This window comes from Cellulomonas sp. JH27-2, assembly GCF_014837175.1.
Taxonomy (GTDB): domain Bacteria; phylum Actinomycetota; class Actinomycetes; order Actinomycetales; family Cellulomonadaceae; genus Cellulomonas.
The window spans coordinates 68,774-84,884 of sequence record NZ_JACYFR010000001.1; the positions used below are offsets into that span (position 1 = coordinate 68,774).

At 71.1% G+C, this 16,111-nt stretch carries 13 protein-coding genes; all 13 read right to left on the bottom strand.

The annotated features are described in order from the left end of the window. Nucleotides 1-14: 14 nt before the first annotated feature. From nuoN to IC607_RS00465, 13 genes are read right to left on the bottom strand one after another with little or no spacing between them, the layout of a single operon-like run. The gene (nuoN, locus tag IC607_RS00405) at nt 15-1,700 is read right to left on the bottom strand and encodes an NADH-quinone oxidoreductase subunit NuoN (RefSeq protein ID WP_191785030.1); all 1,686 of its coding nucleotides are present in this window, start codon (nt 1,698-1,700) and stop codon (nt 15-17) included. After that, nucleotides 1,697-3,229 carry an NADH-quinone oxidoreductase subunit M gene (locus IC607_RS00410; protein ID WP_191785031.1) on the bottom strand — a complete coding sequence of 511 codons (1,533 nt, stop codon included), beginning with the start codon at nt 3,227-3,229 and terminating at the stop codon, nt 1,697-1,699. Before IC607_RS00410 ends, nuoN begins: the two co-directional genes overlap by 4 nt. Before the next feature lie 15 nt (nt 3,230-3,244). Continuing rightward, entirely contained in the window at nt 3,245-5,233 is a 1,989-nt protein-coding gene (gene nuoL / locus IC607_RS00415; protein ID WP_191785032.1) for an NADH-quinone oxidoreductase subunit L, read from the bottom strand. Nucleotides 5,234-5,243: 10 nt separating this feature from the next. Further along, nucleotides 5,244-5,543, bottom strand: coding sequence for an NADH-quinone oxidoreductase subunit NuoK (nuoK, locus tag IC607_RS00420; protein ID WP_191785033.1), 300 nt, complete (start codon nt 5,541-5,543; stop codon nt 5,244-5,246). Further along, nucleotides 5,540-6,397 carry an NADH-quinone oxidoreductase subunit J gene (locus IC607_RS00425; protein ID WP_191785034.1) on the bottom strand — a complete coding sequence of 286 codons (858 nt, stop codon included), beginning with the start codon at nt 6,395-6,397 and terminating at the stop codon, nt 5,540-5,542. The genes nuoK and IC607_RS00425 overlap by 4 nt, the downstream gene beginning before the upstream one ends. Next, nucleotides 6,394-7,287: an NADH-quinone oxidoreductase subunit NuoI gene (gene nuoI / locus IC607_RS00430; protein WP_370525925.1), complete on the bottom strand. Its 894-nt coding sequence runs from the start codon at nt 7,285-7,287 to the stop codon at nt 6,394-6,396. The genes IC607_RS00425 and nuoI overlap by 4 nt, the downstream gene beginning before the upstream one ends. Further along, the gene (gene nuoH / locus IC607_RS00435; RefSeq protein ID WP_191785035.1) at nt 7,280-8,638 is read right to left on the bottom strand and encodes an NADH-quinone oxidoreductase subunit NuoH; all 1,359 of its coding nucleotides are present in this window, start codon (nt 8,636-8,638) and stop codon (nt 7,280-7,282) included. Before nuoH ends, nuoI begins: the two co-directional genes overlap by 8 nt. Then, nucleotides 8,638-11,199: an NADH-quinone oxidoreductase subunit G gene (locus tag IC607_RS00440; protein ID WP_191785036.1), complete on the bottom strand. Its 2,562-nt coding sequence runs from the start codon at nt 11,197-11,199 to the stop codon at nt 8,638-8,640. Before IC607_RS00440 ends, nuoH begins: the two co-directional genes overlap by 1 nt. After that, a complete protein-coding gene (gene nuoF, locus IC607_RS00445) occupies nt 11,199-12,533 on the bottom strand; it encodes an NADH-quinone oxidoreductase subunit NuoF (protein ID WP_191785037.1) in 1,335 nt (444 codons plus the stop codon). The genes IC607_RS00440 and nuoF overlap by 1 nt, the downstream gene beginning before the upstream one ends. Beyond that, the gene (gene nuoE / locus IC607_RS00450; RefSeq protein WP_191785038.1) at nt 12,533-13,423 is read right to left on the bottom strand and encodes an NADH-quinone oxidoreductase subunit NuoE; all 891 of its coding nucleotides are present in this window, start codon (nt 13,421-13,423) and stop codon (nt 12,533-12,535) included. Before nuoE ends, nuoF begins: the two co-directional genes overlap by 1 nt. Further along, entirely contained in the window at nt 13,423-14,757 is a 1,335-nt protein-coding gene (locus IC607_RS00455) for an NADH-quinone oxidoreductase subunit D (RefSeq protein WP_191785039.1), read from the bottom strand. Before IC607_RS00455 ends, nuoE begins: the two co-directional genes overlap by 1 nt. After that, nucleotides 14,754-15,536, bottom strand: a complete 783-nt coding sequence (locus tag IC607_RS00460) for an NADH-quinone oxidoreductase subunit C (RefSeq protein ID WP_191785040.1) — start codon at nt 15,534-15,536, stop codon at nt 14,754-14,756. Before IC607_RS00460 ends, IC607_RS00455 begins: the two co-directional genes overlap by 4 nt. Then, the gene (locus tag IC607_RS00465) at nt 15,533-16,084 is read right to left on the bottom strand and encodes an NADH-quinone oxidoreductase subunit B family protein (protein WP_191785041.1); all 552 of its coding nucleotides are present in this window, start codon (nt 16,082-16,084) and stop codon (nt 15,533-15,535) included. Before IC607_RS00465 ends, IC607_RS00460 begins: the two co-directional genes overlap by 4 nt. Between the last annotated feature and the right edge of the window lie 27 nt (nt 16,085-16,111).

The window sequence follows — 16,111 nt, forward strand, 5'->3', positions numbered from 1 at the left end:
GGCACCGACGGGCGTCACGGCAGGAACGTCGACATGTGCGAGATCGCGTCGAGCACCGGCGTCGGGAACACGCCGAGCACCAGCGTGACCGCCGCACACACCGCGATCGCGACCGTCGCGAAGCCCTCGGTCCCGACCACCGTGGTGGTGACGGACGGTGCGCGCTGCGCGACGAGCGTCGCGACGGCACCGCCGTCGGCGTCCACCGGAACGTCGTCGCCTGCCTCGACCGGAGCAGCGGCGGCGGCGTCGTCGGCCTCGTCGGCCGTCTGGTCCGCCGGTGCGTCGCTGAAGAACATCAGCACGACGATGCGCACGTAGAAGAACGCGGCGCCCGCCGACGCGAGCACGCCGAGCAGGGCCAGCGGCCACGCGCCGCCGTCGACCGCCGCGGAGAACACGCCGAACTTCCCGATGAAGCCGGCCGTGAGCGGGATGCCCGCGAACGAGAACAGGAACAGCGCGAACGACCCCGCGAGCCACGGGTGCCGGCGGCCGATGCCGGCCCACTGCGACAGGTGCGTCGCCTCGCCGAGCACGATGCCGTCGGCGTCCCGCTCGCGCACCAGCCACACCACGCCGAACGCGCCGATCGTGGCGGCGCCGTAGACGAGCAGGTAGAACAGCACGGCCGAGACGCCCTGCGCGTCGAGCGCGACGATGCCGGTGAGGATGAACCCGGCGTGCGCGACCGACGAGTACGCGAGCAGCCGCTTCATGTCGGTCTGCGTCATGGCGATGACGGTCCCGACGACCATCGTCGCGATCGTCACGATCCACAGGACGACGTCGAGGTCCCACTTCAGCCCGGGCATGACCGTGTACCAGACCCGCAGCAGCGCACCGAAGGCGGCGACCTTGGTGCAGGCCGCCATGAACCCGGTGATCGGCGTCGGGGCCCCCTGGTAGACGTCGGGCGTCCAGCTGTGGAACGGCACCGCACCGAGCTTGAACAGCAGACCGGCCAGGACCAGGACGGAGCCCACGAGCAGCAGGGAGTCGGTGCCGGTCGGCGTGGCGACGGCGGTGGTGATCCGCGCGTAGGTGAGCGAGCCGCTGTAGCCGTAGAGCAGCCCGATGCCGAAGAGCATGAGCGCCGAGGCGAACGCACCGAGCAGGAAGTACTTCATGGCCGCCTCCTGCGAGAGCAGGCGACGGCGACGGGCCAGACCTGTGAGCAGGTAGAGCGGCAGGGACAGGACCTCGAGCGCGACGAAGAGCGTGAGGAAGTCACCTGCTGCGGGGAAGACGAGCATGCCTCCGGTGGCGAACAGGACCAGCGGGTAGACCTCGGTCTGCTGCAGCCCGCGGCGGCGCGCCAGCTCCTCGTAGTCCGACCCGGGCACCGCGGCGGCGGTGGGCGCGAAGGCGTCCTCACCCGTGCTGGTGCGGTCGGCGACGGTCAGCAGCGCGACGATCGCGAGGAGCGCGATCGTGCCCTGCAGGACGAGCGTCGGGCCGTCGACGACGAGCGAGTCGCCGAGCACCCGCACGCCGCCCGTGCGCTTGACGCCGTTCCAGAGCAGCGCAACCGCCAGGACCGCACCCGCGAGCGCTGCCAGCGAGAACGCGAGCTGGACGACCCGACGGCGGCGCTCGGGGACGAACGCCTCGAGCAGCACGCCGATCGCGGCCGCGCCGAGCACGACGAGGACGGGGCTCAGGTGCGCCCAGTCGACCTGGGGGGCCGTGAACGTCACGGGTTGCTCCCTTCAGCGGCGGCCGGTAGGTCGGTGACGCCCACCTGCTCCAGGGTGACCGAGGCCGGCGGGCGGACCAGGTCGAGGGCCGGACCGGGCACGAAGCCCAGCACGATCATGGCGGCGAGCAGGGGTGCGATCGCCCAGGTCTCGCGCGGACGCAGGTCGGGCATCGTCTCCAGACCGTCCTTGACCGGCCCGGTGAAGATGCGCTGGTAGGTCCACAACACGTAGACGGCGGCGAGGACCACGCCCGTCGAGGCGACGATCGCCGCGGCAGGGTGCCGGGCGAACGAGCCGACGAGCACCAGGAACTCCGAGACGAACGTCGACAGGCCGGGCAGCGACAGCGCGGACAGGCCGGCCACCAGGAACGTCCCGGCCATCACGGGCACCACGCGCTGCAGTCCGCCGAAGTCGGCGATGTCCTGCGACCCTCGTCGGGCCACCAGGTAGCCCGCGATGAGGAACAGGGCACCGGTCGAGAGCCCGTGGTTGACCATGTAGAACGACGAGCCGGCCACCGACGTGGACGTGAACGCGAAGATGCCCAGCACGATGAACCCGAAGTGCGACACCGACGTGTAGGCGATGAGCCGCATGAGGTCCTTCTGCCCGATCGCCAGCAGCGCGCCGTAGATGATCGAGATCACCGCGAGCACGATGACGAACGGGGCCGCCCACCGCGAGGCCGCCGGGAACAGCGGCAGGCACAGTGTGAGCATGCCGAACGTGCCGACCTTGTCCAGCACGCCGACGAGCAGCGTGGACGTCCCGGGCGTCGCGTTCTGCGCTGCGTCGGGCAGCCAGGTGTGCACCGGGAACATGGGCGCCTTGATCGCGAACGCCAGGAAGAAGCCGGCGAACAGCCACTTCTCCAGCGTCGGGTCCATGGTCAGGCCGGTGAGGTTGTCGGTCAGGAAGCCGTCCTTGCCTCCGGGACCCTGCAGGTACAGCCCGATGACGGCCACCAGCATGATGAGGCCGCCGGTGAGCGAGTAGATGAGGAACTTGATCGCCGCGTACCGCCGCTGGGCGCCGCCGAAGGCGCCGATGAGGAAGTAGACGGGGATCAGCATCGCCTCGAACAGGACGTAGAAGAAGAACACGTCCCGCGCGGCGAACACCGCGACGATGAAGGCCTCGAGCACGAGCGTGAGCGCCAGGAAGTGCCGCAGGCGGTCGGTGGGCGCGTCGTCGGAACCCTGCTCGCGCCAGCCCGCCAGGATCACGAGCGGCACCAGGGCGATCGACATGAGGATCAGCGCGATCCCGACGCCGTCGACGCCCACCGCGTAGGAGACCCCGAGCGACGGGATCCACTGGTGGGTCTCCTTGAGCTGGACGCCGGCGTCGCCGGTGTCGAACGCGGAGAGGGTGGCGACGCCGATCGCGACCTCGACGAGGGCGACGGTCAGCGCGACGGCACGTGTGCGGCGGCGGGCTCCGGCGGGCATCAGCCACAGGACCGCGGCCCCCACCAGGGGGACGACGATCAGGGCAGTCAGCCAGGGGAAGTCGGAGGACATCGTGTTGTGCGCTCCTCAGCTCTGGATGACCAGGACGACGACGACGAGGACGACCAGACTGACGAGCATGGTCGCGGCGTAGGAACGCACGTAACCGGTCTGGGTCTTGCGGAGCAGGCCGCCGAGTCCGACGGCCGTCTGGCCCACACCGACCGCGGCGCCGTCGACGACCGCCTTGTCGGTGTAGACCAGCGAACGGGTGAGGTGCTGCCCGGGCTCCACCAGCAGCGCGTCGTTGACGACGTCCTGGTAGAGGTCCACGCGGGCCGCGCGGGTCAGCGCGGTGCCGAGCGGCGGGACGACGGGCACGGTCGAGATCGCGTACCGCCGCCAGGCCAGGACGGCGCCGGCGACGACGAGCACCAGGGTCAGGATCACCAGCACGACGGGCTGGATCACGGGCTCGCCGTGCTCGGTGTGCCCGGTGACCGGGGCGAGCCAGTCGACGAACCGGTTGCCGATCCCCAGCACCATGCCGAGCCCGGCCGAGCCCACGGCCAGGATGATCATCGGCCACGTCATGAGCGCCGGGCTCTCGTGCGGGTGCTGCTCGCTGCCGTCGGCCTTCGTCGACCAGCGGCGCTCGCCCTCGAACGTCATGAAGAACAGGCGCGACATGTAGAACGCGGTGATCCCGGCGCCGAGCAACGCCACCATGCCGAAGACCCAGGCGCGCCAGGTGTGCCCGTCCGTGGGGATGAACGCGGCCTCGATGATCTTGTCCTTCGACCAGTAGCCGGAGAACGGCGGGATGCCCAGGATCGCGAGCCAGCCGAGCCCGAAGGTCACGTAGGTGATCTTCATGTAGCGAGCCAGGCCGCCGAACCGGCGCATGTCCACCTGGTCGTCCATGCCGTGCATCACGGATCCGGCGCCCAGGAACATGCCGGCCTTGAAGAAGCCGTGCGTCACCAGGTGGAAGATCGCGAACGCGTACCCCACCGGGCCCAGGCCCGCGGCCAGGATCATGTAGCCGATCTGCGACATCGTCGAGGCGGCGAGCGCCTTCTTCAGGTCGTCCTTGGCGCAGCCGACGATCGCCCCGAACAGCAGCGTGATGGCGCCGACGATCACGACGACGAGCTGTGCCGTGGGTGCCGCGTCGAACAGCGTCGACGAGCGCACGATCAGGTAGACGCCGGCGGTGACCATGGTCGCGGCGTGGATGAGCGCCGAGACGGGCGTCGGGCCGGCCATCGCGTCACCGAGCCAGGACTGCAGCGGGAACTGCGCCGACTTGCCGCAGGCAGCCAGCAGCAGCATGAGCCCGATGCCGGTGAGCGTGGCCTGTGACACGCCGCTCATGTCGTGGTTCAGGACGGTGTCGAAGTCGACCCCGCCGAACGTCGAGAACATGAGCCCGAGGGCCACGATGAGCCCGATGTCGCCGACGCGGTTGGCGACGAACGCCTTCTTGGCCGCCACCGCGTACGGCGTGCGCTGGTTCCAGAAGCCGATGAGCAGGTAGGACGCCAGACCGACACCCTCCCAGCCGACGAACAGCAGCAGGTAGCTGTCCGCGAGCACCAAGATGAGCATCGCGGCGACGAACAGGTTGAGGTACGCGAAGAACCGGCGCCGGTCGCGGTCGTGCTCCATGTACGCCACGGAGTAGACGTGGATCAACGTGCCGACGAACGTCACCAGCAGCACGAACGTCATCGACAGCGGGTCCAGCCGCATGCCGGCGTCCACGTGGAACGCGCCCGCGTCGATCCACGTACCCAGGTGAACGTCGAGGATGCGGCTGCTCGCGTCGCGGCCCAGCAGGTGCAGGAACGTGATGAGGCCGATGACGAAGGCACCGGCCGAGGCGAGCACGCCCAGCCAGTGTCCCCACTTGTCCGACCGCCGCCCGGCCAGCAGCAGGACCGCCGCGGACGCCAGCGGCAGGCCCACGAGCAGGGGCGCCACGGCGTAGATGCCGTGCTTGACGGGTTCGGCCGCGACGGGCGCGATGTCGGTGAAGGGCACGCTCGTCGCCCAGGACGTCAGGGTGTGCACGATCCGCCCCTCAGCTCTTCAGCAGGTTGATGTCGTCGACCGAGGCCGAGCGTCGGGTCCGGAAGATGGCCACGATGATCGCCAGCCCGACGACCACCTCCGCCGCCGCGACGACCATGACGAAGAACGCCATGACCTGTCCGTCCAGCGTCCCGTGCAGCCGGGAGAACGTCACCAGCAGCAGGTTGGACGCGTTGAGCATGAGCTCGACGCCCATGAAGACGATGATGGCGTTGCGCCGCAGCAGCACCGTGGCCGCGCCGATCGAGAACAGGATCCCCGACAGCACCAGGTAGTGGGTCAGGCTCACTTGTCGTCCTCCCCTTCCACGTCCGGCCCGGCCGGCGGTTCGGTCGCCGACCTCCCGGCCAGGACGCGGTCGATGCGCGCCGCGTACTCGGAGGCGTCGGCCTCCTGGCCGCGCACGCGCAGCACGCGGGGCACGGACGACTCGATCGGGTTGCCGAACGGGTCGAGCGCCGGGACGTCCATCGCGTTGTGCCGCGCGTAGACACCGGGCGCCGGCAGCGGCGCCAGGTGGTGACCACCCGCGACGCGCAGGTCGGCGAGCTGCTTCTGGTCCCGCTTGGTGGTCAGGCGACGACGGTGCGTCAGGACGAGCGCGCCGAGCGCGGCAGTCACGAGCAGCGAGCCGACGACCTCCATCGCGAACACGTGGTCGGCGAAGATCGCGTGGGCGATGCCGACGGGGTTGGACGCCTCGTTGGCCTCCTCGACACCCACCGGGTTCGGGTAGACCGCGGTCCCGATCACGCCGACGACGACGGCGACGAGCCCGAGCCCCGCGAGCCAGCCGATCCAGCGCTGGCCGCGGATCGTCTCGACGAGCGAGTCGGCCGAGTCGACGCCCACCAGCATGAGGACGAACAGGAACAGCATCATGATCGCGCCGGTGTAGACGACCACCTGGACGACGCCCAGGAACACCGCCCCCTGCGCGACGTAGATGAACGCGAGCGAGATCATCACCACGACCAGGCAGAGCGCCGCGTGCACCGACTTGCGGGCGAACAGCAGGCCGAGCGCCGCGATCACCATGATCGGCGCCAGGATCCAGAACAGGGCCTCCTCGCCGCCGGACGTCTGTCCGGTGGACGCGAGCGTCGCGGGAAGCGCAGCAGGAACTGCCGCCAGCGCGCTCATCGGCTGCCCTGCTTGTTCGCGCCGGCCACCAGGCGGGCCATCTCGGCCGCTGTCTCGCCCTGCGCCGCCTCGTTGGCGGCGGCGATGCCGTCGCCCTCCGGCAGCGTCGGGTCGTCGGGCCGGTGCTCGCGCACCCACGCCCGCTGGGCGTCCGTCGCGTGCGTGACCTCGCCGCGGTAGTACTCGGTGTCCGTGGTGCCCTCGACCATCGGGTGCGGCGCGGCCAGCATCCCCTCGCGCAGGGGGGCAAGCAGGTCCTGCTTCTCCCAGATCATGCCCGCGCGGGTCGGCCCGGCCAGCTCGTACTCGTTGGTCATCGTCAGGGCCCGCGTCGGGCAGGCCTCGATGCACAGGCCGCAGAAGATGCAGCGCAGGTAGTTGATCTGGTAGACCGCGCCGAACCGCTCGCCGGGCGAGCGCTGGTTGTCGGGTGTGTTGTCGGCACCCTCGACGTAGATGGCGTCGGCCGGGCACGCCCACGCGCACAGCTCGCAGCCGATGCACTTCTCCAGGCCGTCCGCGTACCGGTTGAGCTGGTGGCGGCCGTGGTAGCGCGGCTTGGCCGGCACCTTCTCCGACGGGTACTCCTCGGTGACCGTCTTGCGGAACATGTTGGACAGCGTCACGCCGAACCCGCCCACCGGGGCGAGCAGACCCTTGATGCCCGAGCCGGGCTGCATGAGCGGCGTGTAGCTGTCGGGCGCGCCGACGTCACCGACGGGCGAGCGACGCTCGACCTCGGTCTTCGGCTTCGGTGCCGGCTTGGCGGCGGGGCGCGCCACGGCCTTCGTCTGCGGCCGGGCGCCCGACGAGGCCGCCGGGCGGGCAGGCTTCGCCGGCGGCTTGCCGGAGCCGCCGGACGCAGGGGGGTTCTTGCGCGGCTCAGCCACCGTGCACCTCCGGGGTGGTGGGGTCGGTCTCGCTGGGGGCGTCCGGGCTGGAGGCGACCTGCGCCTGCGCGCCGACGGAGGCCCGCTGACGGTCGCGGCGCGGCGACGGGGGCAGCACCTGGCCGGGCAGCGGCGGCACGGGGTAGCCACCGGCGAACGCGTCGAACGGCTCGGGCTTCGCCGGGGGTGGGGGTTCGGGCTTCTTGCGCTCGGGCAGGAACGCCGTGATGACGATGAACACCACCAGCACGCCGGCGGCGCCGAACAGCACGCTGCGGTCGATCTCCCAGAACTTGCGCATGCCCTGCACCAGCGCGACGAGCACGAGCCAACCGAGCGCCGCGGGGATGAGCACTTTCCAGCCCAGCTTCATGAACTGGTCGTACCGGAACCGCAGCACCGAGCCGCGGACCCAGACGAAGAAGAACATGACGGCCCAGAGCTTGACCAGGAACCACAGCACGGGCCACCAGCCGTGGTTGAACATCCCGTCGTTGATCGCGGAGATCGGCCACGGCGCACGCCAACCGCCCAGGAACAGCGTGGTCGCGACGGCCGAGACGTTGAGCATGTTGATGTACTCGGCCAGGAAGAACCAGGCGAACTTCATCGACGAGTACTCGGTCATGTAGCCGGAGACCAGCTCGCCCTCCGCCTCGGGGAGGTCGAAGGGCAGGCGGTTGGTCTCCCCCACCATCGAGAAGACGTAGATGACGAACGCCGGGATCAGCGGGATGAACCACCAGATCTGCGTCTGCGAGCTGACGATCTGCGAGGTCGACATCGAGCCCGCCACAAGGAACACCGAGACCAGCGACAGGCCCATGGCCAGCTCGTAGCTGATGACCTGGGCCGTGGAGCGGACCGAGCCCAGCAGCGGGTAGGTGGAGTTGGACGCCCAGCCGCCGAGCACGATGCCGTACACGCCCACGGACGCGCAGGCCAGGATGTAGAGCACGGCCACGGGGAAGTCGGTGAGCTGCAGCGGGGTCTGGTGGCCGAACAGGTTCACCACCGGGCCCAGGGGGATGACGGCGAACGTCAGCAGCGAGCAGAACACCGCGATCATGGGCGCGACGAAGTAGACGATCTTGTCCGCCGCCGTGACGGTCATGTCCTCCTTGAACAGGAGCTTCATGGCGTCGGCGAGCGACTGCAGCAGACCGAACGGGCCGTGCACGTTGGGGCCGGGACGCACCTGCATGCGTGCGACGACCTTGCGCTCGAACCAGATCGCGAACAGCACGCTGGTCAGCAGGAAGACCACCAGGACGACGGCCTTGATGACCGAGATCCACCAGGTCTCCTGGCTGAAGTCGGCCGTGACGGGCGCGACGGCTGCGGTGAGCATCAGACCACCTCCGAGGATCCTGCGGCGATCCGGACGACGTCGCCGGCGTCCGCGTGCAGGGTGTCGCGCACGGCGCTGCCGGGCGCGTTGGTGGGCAGCCAGACCACGTGGTCCGGCATGTCCGTGACCGCCGCGGGCAGCGTGATCGTGCCCGCGTCCGTGCTGACCGCGAGCGCGCCGCCGTCGGCGACACCGGCCGCGGCCGCGGTGGCGGCGGAGACCCGGGCGACGGCCCGCTTGGCCGTGCCGGCCAGGTGGGGCTCGCCCGTCTGCAGGCGGCCGGCGTCCAGGAGCTGGTGCCAGGTGGCCAGGACCGCGGTGCCCGGCGCGACCGCGGGCGGCTCGTCGGCCGTGACCGCGGGGGCGGCCACCCGTGCACCGTCCCAGCCGCCGAGCTGGTCGAGCTCGGCGTGCACGTCGGCCAGCGTCGCGAGGCCGAGCACCACGCCCAGCTCGTCGGCAAGCTTGTCCAGCACCCGGTGGTCCGGCATCGCGTGCGAGGCGAGGGCCTGCGGGAACGGGCGCGGACGCCCCTCCCACGTGACGAACGTGCCGGAGCGCTCGACCGGCGGGGCGACCGGCAGCACCACGTCGGCGCGGTCGGTCACCTCGGAGGCACGCACCTCGAGCGAGACCAGGAAGCCCACGCGATCGAGCGCGTCGCGCACCAGCGTCGGGTCCGGCAGGTCCGAAGGCTCCAGTCCGCCGACGACGAGGGCGCCGAGGCTGCCGTCGCGCGCCCCCGCGATGATCTGCGTGGTGCTACGACCCGGCGCCGCCGGGAGGCTGTCGACGTCCCACACCGCAGCGAGGTCCACGCGGGCCTCACCGTCGGCGACCTGGCGACCGCCCGGCAGCAGCGACGGCAGCAGGCCGGCCTCGACCGCGCCACGCTCCCCCGCCCGGCGCGGGACCCAGGCCAGCCGCGCACCGGTGCGCTCGGCCAGCGCGAGCACGGCGGTGAACCCGCCGGCCACGCCGGCCAGCCGCTCGCCGACCAGGATCACGGCGCCGTCGGCGGCCAGCGCCTCCGCGGTCGTGCCCAGCTCGTCGGCGGCGCCGTCGACGATGCCGTCGAGGACCTCCGCCTCGGTGCCGGGCGCCGCAGCGAGCAACGTGCCCGACAGACGCTCGACGCCCCGGCTGGCCAGCGCCGCGACGGAGACGACGCGCGTCTTGTGCCGCACGACGGCCTGCCGCAGCCGCAGGAAGAGGACTCCCGCCTCCTCCTCGGGCTCGAGCCCCACGAGCAGCACGGCGGGTGCCCGGTCCAGGTCACCGAACGTGACCTCGAGCGTGCGACCCGCGACGCGGTGGGCGAGGAACGCCTCCTCCTCGTCGGAGTGCGGGCGCGCCCTGCCGTCGACGTCGTTGGTGCCCAGTGCGACGCGCGCGAACTTGCCGTACGCGTAGGCGTCCTCGAGCGTGAGGCGCCCACCGGGCAGGACCCCGACGGCGCCGGCCGCGCGCAGACCCGCCGCCGCGGCGCCCAGCGCCTCGACCCAGCTCGTGGGCTCGAGCGGGCCGCGCGTGCCGTCAGCGTTGCGCGTGCGGACCAACGGCGTCGTCAGACGGTCGGGGGCCGACTGCCACGTGAACGCGAAGCGGTCCTTGTCGCTGATCCACTCCTGGTTGACCGCGGGGTCCTCGCCGGACAGCCGGCGCAGCACCACACCGCGGCGGTGGTCGATGCGCAGCGCGGAGCCGTTGGAGTCGTGCTCGGAGACGCCGGGCGTCGAGACCAGGTCGAACGGTCGCGAGCGGAACCGGTATGCCGCCGACGTCAGCGCGCCCACCGGGCAGATCTGCACCGTGTTGCCGGAGAAGTACGACGCGAACGGCTTGCCGGTCGTGTCCGTCGTCGCCGCACCGACCGGCACATCGCCCTCGATGCCCAGCACCGCGGGGTCGAAGGTGCCGATCTGCTGGTTGGCGCCGCGCTTCTGCAGGTCGATGAACGTGTCGCCCGCGATCTCCTCGGAGAACCGGGTGCAGCGCTGGCACAGCACGCACCGCTCACGGTCGAGCAGGATCTGCGTGGAGACCGCGATGGGCTTGGGGAACGTGCGCTTGACGTCGACGAACCGGGTGGACGCCCGGCCGTTGCTCATGGCCTGGTTCTGCAGCGGGCACTCGCCGCCCTTGTCGCAGACCGGGCAGTCGAGCGGATGGTTGATGAGCAGCAGCTCCATCACGCCGTGCTGCGCCTTGTCGGCCTCGGGCGACGTGTGCTGGGTCTTGACCTCCATGCCCGGCATCACCTCGAGCGTGCAGGACGCCTGCGGCTTGGGCATCTTCGCGAGCTTGCCGTCGCGGCCCGGGGCCCAGACCTCCACCAAGCACTGGCGGCACGCGCCGGCCGGGGCCAGCAGCGGGTGGTCGCAGAAGCGCGGGATCTGGATGCCGAGCTGCTCAGCGGCGCGGATGACGAGCGTGCCCTTGGGGGCAGAGGTCTCGATGCCGTCGATGCTGAACGTGACCTCGTCGGCCGGTGCCTCCGGGACGGCCGGCGGAGCAGCCGGGACCAGCGGCGTCGTCGGCGCTGCGGACGTGATCGTCATCAGTGTGCTCCCGCCAGCTGGGCGCCGCTGCGCGGCCGGTAGTCGAACAGGGCGCTGCGCTCGGGCGGGAACAGGACGTCGGCCGGTGTGTGGCAACCCGCCTCGAACTCCTCCCGGAAGTACTGCACCGCGCTGGTGATCGGGCTCGTCGCGCCGTCGCCCAGGGCGCAGAACGCCCGGCCCAGGATGTTGTCGCACAGGTCGAGCAGCAGGTCGATGTCGGCGCTCGTGCCCTGCCCGCGCTCGATCCGCTGCAGCACCTGGGCCAGCCAGAACGTGCCCTCGCGGCACGGCGTGCACTTGCCGCACGACTCGTGCTTGTAGAACTCGGTCCAGCGCGTCACGGCCCGGACCACCGACGTGGTCTCGTCGAAGATCTGCAGCGCGCGCGTGCCGAGCATCGAGCCGGCCGCTCCCACGGACTCGTAGTCCAGCGGCACGTCCAGGTGCTCGGCCGTGAAGATCGGCGTCGACGAGCCGCCGGGCGTCCAGAACTTCAGCGCCCGGCCGCCGCGCATCCCGCCGGCCATCTCGAGGAGCTCGCGCAGCGTGATGCCGAGCGGGGCCTCGTACTGGCCCGGGTTGGTCACGTGGCCCGAGAGGCTGAACAGACCGTGGCCGGTGGAGCGCTCGGTGCCCATCTGCTTGAACCAGTCGGCGCCGCCGACGACGATGCCGGGCACCGAGGCGATCGACTCGACGTTGTTGACCACCGTCGGGCGCGCGTACAGGCCGGCGACGGCGGGGAACGGCGGCTTGAGGCGCGGCTGACCGCGCAGGCCCTCGAGCGAGTCGAGCAGCGCGGTCTCCTCGCCGCAGATGTACGCACCCGCGCCGGCGTGGACCGTGATCTCCAGGTCGTAGCCGGAGCCCAGGATGTCGCTGCCGACGTAGCCCGCCGCGCGGGCCTCCTCGACCGCGCGCAGCAGGCGGCGGTAGACGTGCAGCACCTCGCCGCGCACGTAGATGAAGGCGTGGTGGCAGCCGATGGCGTAGGACGTGATGATGACGCCCTCGATGAGGTGCTGCGGGCTCGCCATCATCAGCGGGATGTCCTTGCAGGTCCCCGGCTCGGACTCGTCGGCGTTCACGACGAGGTAGCGCGGGCCGCCGTCGGGCGCGGGTAGGAAGCCCCACTTCATGCCCGTCGGGAAGCCGGCCCCGCCGCGACCGCGCAGGCCCGAGTCCTTGACCATCGTCACGACGTCGGGCGCCTGCATGTTCAGGGCGCGCCGCAGGCCGCGGTAGCCACCGCCTGCCTCGTAGGTCTCCAGCGTCCAGGACCTGTCGGCGTCCCAGTGGGCCGTCAGCACCGGTGCGAGCGTGGTGGCCATCAGGACTCCTTCGCCTCGTCGGACGCCTGCTTGTTCTCCTGCTGCGCGGCCGACGAGTCCGCGGCGGTGGCCGCCGGGCGCTCCGCGCTGGACTGCTCGTCCCCGGCCTTCGGCGTCGCGGTCGCGCCGGACGCCGCGGCGGACGACGACGCCGTCTTCGTCTCGACGGGCTCCTCGGCCGGCTCGTCGCCCGGGAACGCGGGCGCCTCCCAGCCGTTCTCGCGCGCCAGCACGGTGCCGCGCACGGTCGGACCGCCGGCGCCGACGCCCTCGTCGGCCCGCCCGTCCGGGAACCCGGCGAGCACGCGGGACATCTGCTTGAACGAGCACACGCTGTCCGCCCCGCGCGTCGGAGCCACGGGCTCGCCGGCCCGCAGCTTCCCGACGAGCTCGTCCGCCGACTCCGGCGTCTGGTTGTCGAAGAACTCCCAGTTGACCATCACGACGGGCGCGTAGTCGCAGGCAGCGTTGCACTCGATGCGCTCGAGCGTGATGGCGCCGTCGTCCGTCGTCTCGTCGTGCCCGATGCCGAGCTCGTCGGACAGGTGCTCCCAGATCGCGTCGCCGCCCATGATCGCGCACAGCGTGTTGGTGCAGACGCCCACCGTGTACTCGCCGTTGGGGTGGCGCTTGTACTGCGTGTAGAACGTGGCGACTGCCGACACCTCGGCGGTGCTGATCCCGAGCGTCGCGGCGCAGAACGCGATGCCGCGCGGGCTCACGTAGCCGTCCTCGGACTGGACCAGGTGCAGCATCGGCAGCAGCGCCGAGCGCTCCTGGGGGTAGCGCGCGATGATCTGCGCGGCGTCCGCGGCCAGGCGCGCGTGCGTCTGCTCGTCGTACGCGGTGCGGTGGGTCTGGCCGGGTGTCCGGCCCGCCTCGACGGACATCAGCGGTCCACCCCTCCCAGCACCGGGTCGAGGGACGCGACGGCGACGACGACGTCGGCCACCTGCCCGCCCTCGCACATGATCGACGTTGCCTGCAGGTTGTTGAAGCTCGGGTCGCGGAAGTGCGCCCGGTAGGGCTTGGTGCCGCCGTCGGAGACCAGGTGGACGCCCAGCTCGCCGCGCGGGTGCTCGACCGTCTGGAACACCTGGCCGGCCGGGACCCGGAAGCCCTCCGTGACCAGCTTGAAGTGGTGGATCAGGGCCTCCATCGAGGTGCCCATGATCTCGCGGATGTGGTCCAGGGAGTTGCCCATGCCGTCGGCGCCGATCGCGAGCTGTGCGGGCCAGGCGATCTTCTTGTCCTCGACCATGACCGGTCCGGCGTTCTTCTCCAGCCGCTCCAGGGCCTGCTCGACGATGCGGATGGACTGGTGGATCTCCTCCATCCGCAGCACCACGCGCGACCACGAGTCCGCGTCGGTGGCCGTCGGGACCTCGAAGTCGTACGTCTCGTAGCCGCAGTACGGCGTCGCCTTGCGCACGTCGTACGGGAGCCCGGCGCTGCGCAGGACCGGCCCGGTGATGCCCAGGCCCATGCAGCCGGCCAGGCCGAGGTAGCCCACGTCCTTGAGGCGCAGGTGCAGGATCGGGTTGGCCAGCATCAGCTCCTCGAGCTGGGCCAGGTAGTGCTTGACCTCGACGAGCGCGTCGCGCGTGGCGCGGACCGCCCCCGGGGGCAGGTCCTGTGCGACACCGCCGGGGCGGATGTACGCGTTGTTCATGCGCAGGCCCGTGACCATCTCGAAGATCCGCAGGATCTCCTCGCGGGCCGTGAAGCCCACCGTCATGATCGTCGTGGCGCCCAGCTCGTTGCCGCCCGTCGCCAGGCACACCAGGTGCGACGTGATGCGGTTCAGCTCCATCATCAGCACGCGGATCACCGACGCGCGCTCGGGGACGTCGTCGGTGATGCCCAGCAGCTTCTCCACGGCCAGGCAGTACGCGGCCTCCTGGAACAGCGGAGCCACGTAGTCCATGCGCGTGCAGAACGTCACGCCCTGGGTCCAGGTGCGGAACTCCATGTTCTTCTCGATGCCGGTGTGCAGGTAGCCGATGCCCGCCCGGGCCTCGGTCACCGTCTCGCCGTCGATCTCCAGCATCAGGCGCAGCACACCGTGGGTGGACGGGTGCTGCGGTCCCATGTTGACGACGATGCGCTCCTCGCCCAGGCGCGCAGCCTCCTCGGCGATCTGCGACCAGTCGCCGCCCGAGGCCTCGAACATCGGCAGATCGGCGTCGTCGACGATCCGAGCCGTCGAGTGGGTGGTGCTCATGAGTAGGACCTCCGCTGGTCAGCGGGTGGGATGGTGGCGCCCTTGTACTCCACGGGGATGCCACCCAGGGGGTAGTCCTTGCGCTGCGGGTGCCCGGGCCAGTCGTCGGGCATCTCGATGCGGGCCAGGCCGGGGTGGCCGTCGAAGATCAGCCCGAAGAAGTCGAACGTCTCGCGCTCGTGCCAGTCGTTGGCCGGGTACACGCCGACGGACGACGGGAGGTGCGGGTCCTCGTCGGGCACCGACACCTCGAGCCGCAGCGCGCGGCTGTGCGTCACCGAGAACAGGTGGTAGACCGCGTGCAGCTCGCGGCCCGTCTCGTGCGGGTAGTGCACGCCGCTGACGCCCAGGCTGAGCTCGAAGCGCAGGTCCTGGTCGTCGCGCAGCGCCTGGACCACCTCGACCAGGTGCTCGCGCGCCACGTTCAGGGTCAGCTCGCCGCGGTCGACGACGACGGACTCGACCGCCGCGTCGAACCCGGTGCCCGACTCCCCCAGGATCTCGGCCAGCACGTCGACGGCCTCGTCGAACCAGCCGCCGTACGGACGCTGCGACGGGCCGGGCATCGCGATGGTCGTGACGAGCCCGCCGTAGCCGGAGGTGTCCCCGCTGCCGTGCACCCCGAACAGGCCGCGGCGGACGTCGACGACCTCGAACGCGGTGCGGTCGCCGGGCGTCTGCGAGCCGGCCTCGAGCGCGGCCTTGCTCGTGCTCTGCGCGTCGGTGGTCGCGTCGCCGGGCTTCACGGCCGCGGCAGCATCCTGCTTCTCGTCCGTCATCGCAGCAGGCCCGTCATGTGCGAGGTGGGCGTCGCTGCGAGCGCCGCTGCCTCGGCGGCCGCGGCGGCTTCCTGGCGGTTGACGCCCATCGGCTCGTTCTGGATCTGCTCGTGCAGCGTGAGGATCGCGTTGATGAGCATCTCCGGCCGCGGCGGGCAGCCGGGCAGGTAGATGTCGACGGGCACGATGTGGTCGACGCCCTGCACGATCGCGTAGTTGTTGAACATGCCGCCCGAGCTCGCGCAGACGCCCATCGACAGCACCCACTTGGGCTCGGACATCTGGTCGTAGACCTGCCGCACGACGGGCGCCATCTTCTGGCTGACGCGCCCGGCGACGATCATCAGGTCGGCCTGACGCGGCGAGGCTCGGAAGACCTCCATGCCGAACCGGGACAGGTCGAAGCGCGGCGCGCCGGCGGCCATCATCTCGATCGCGCAGCACGCGAGTCCGAACGTCACCGGCCACAGCGAACCCTTGCGGAAGTAGCCGACCAGGTCCTCGATCGTCGTCAGCAGGAAGCCCGACGGTGCCTCTTCGATGCCCATGTCAGGCCTCCTTCCGGTTCGACACCT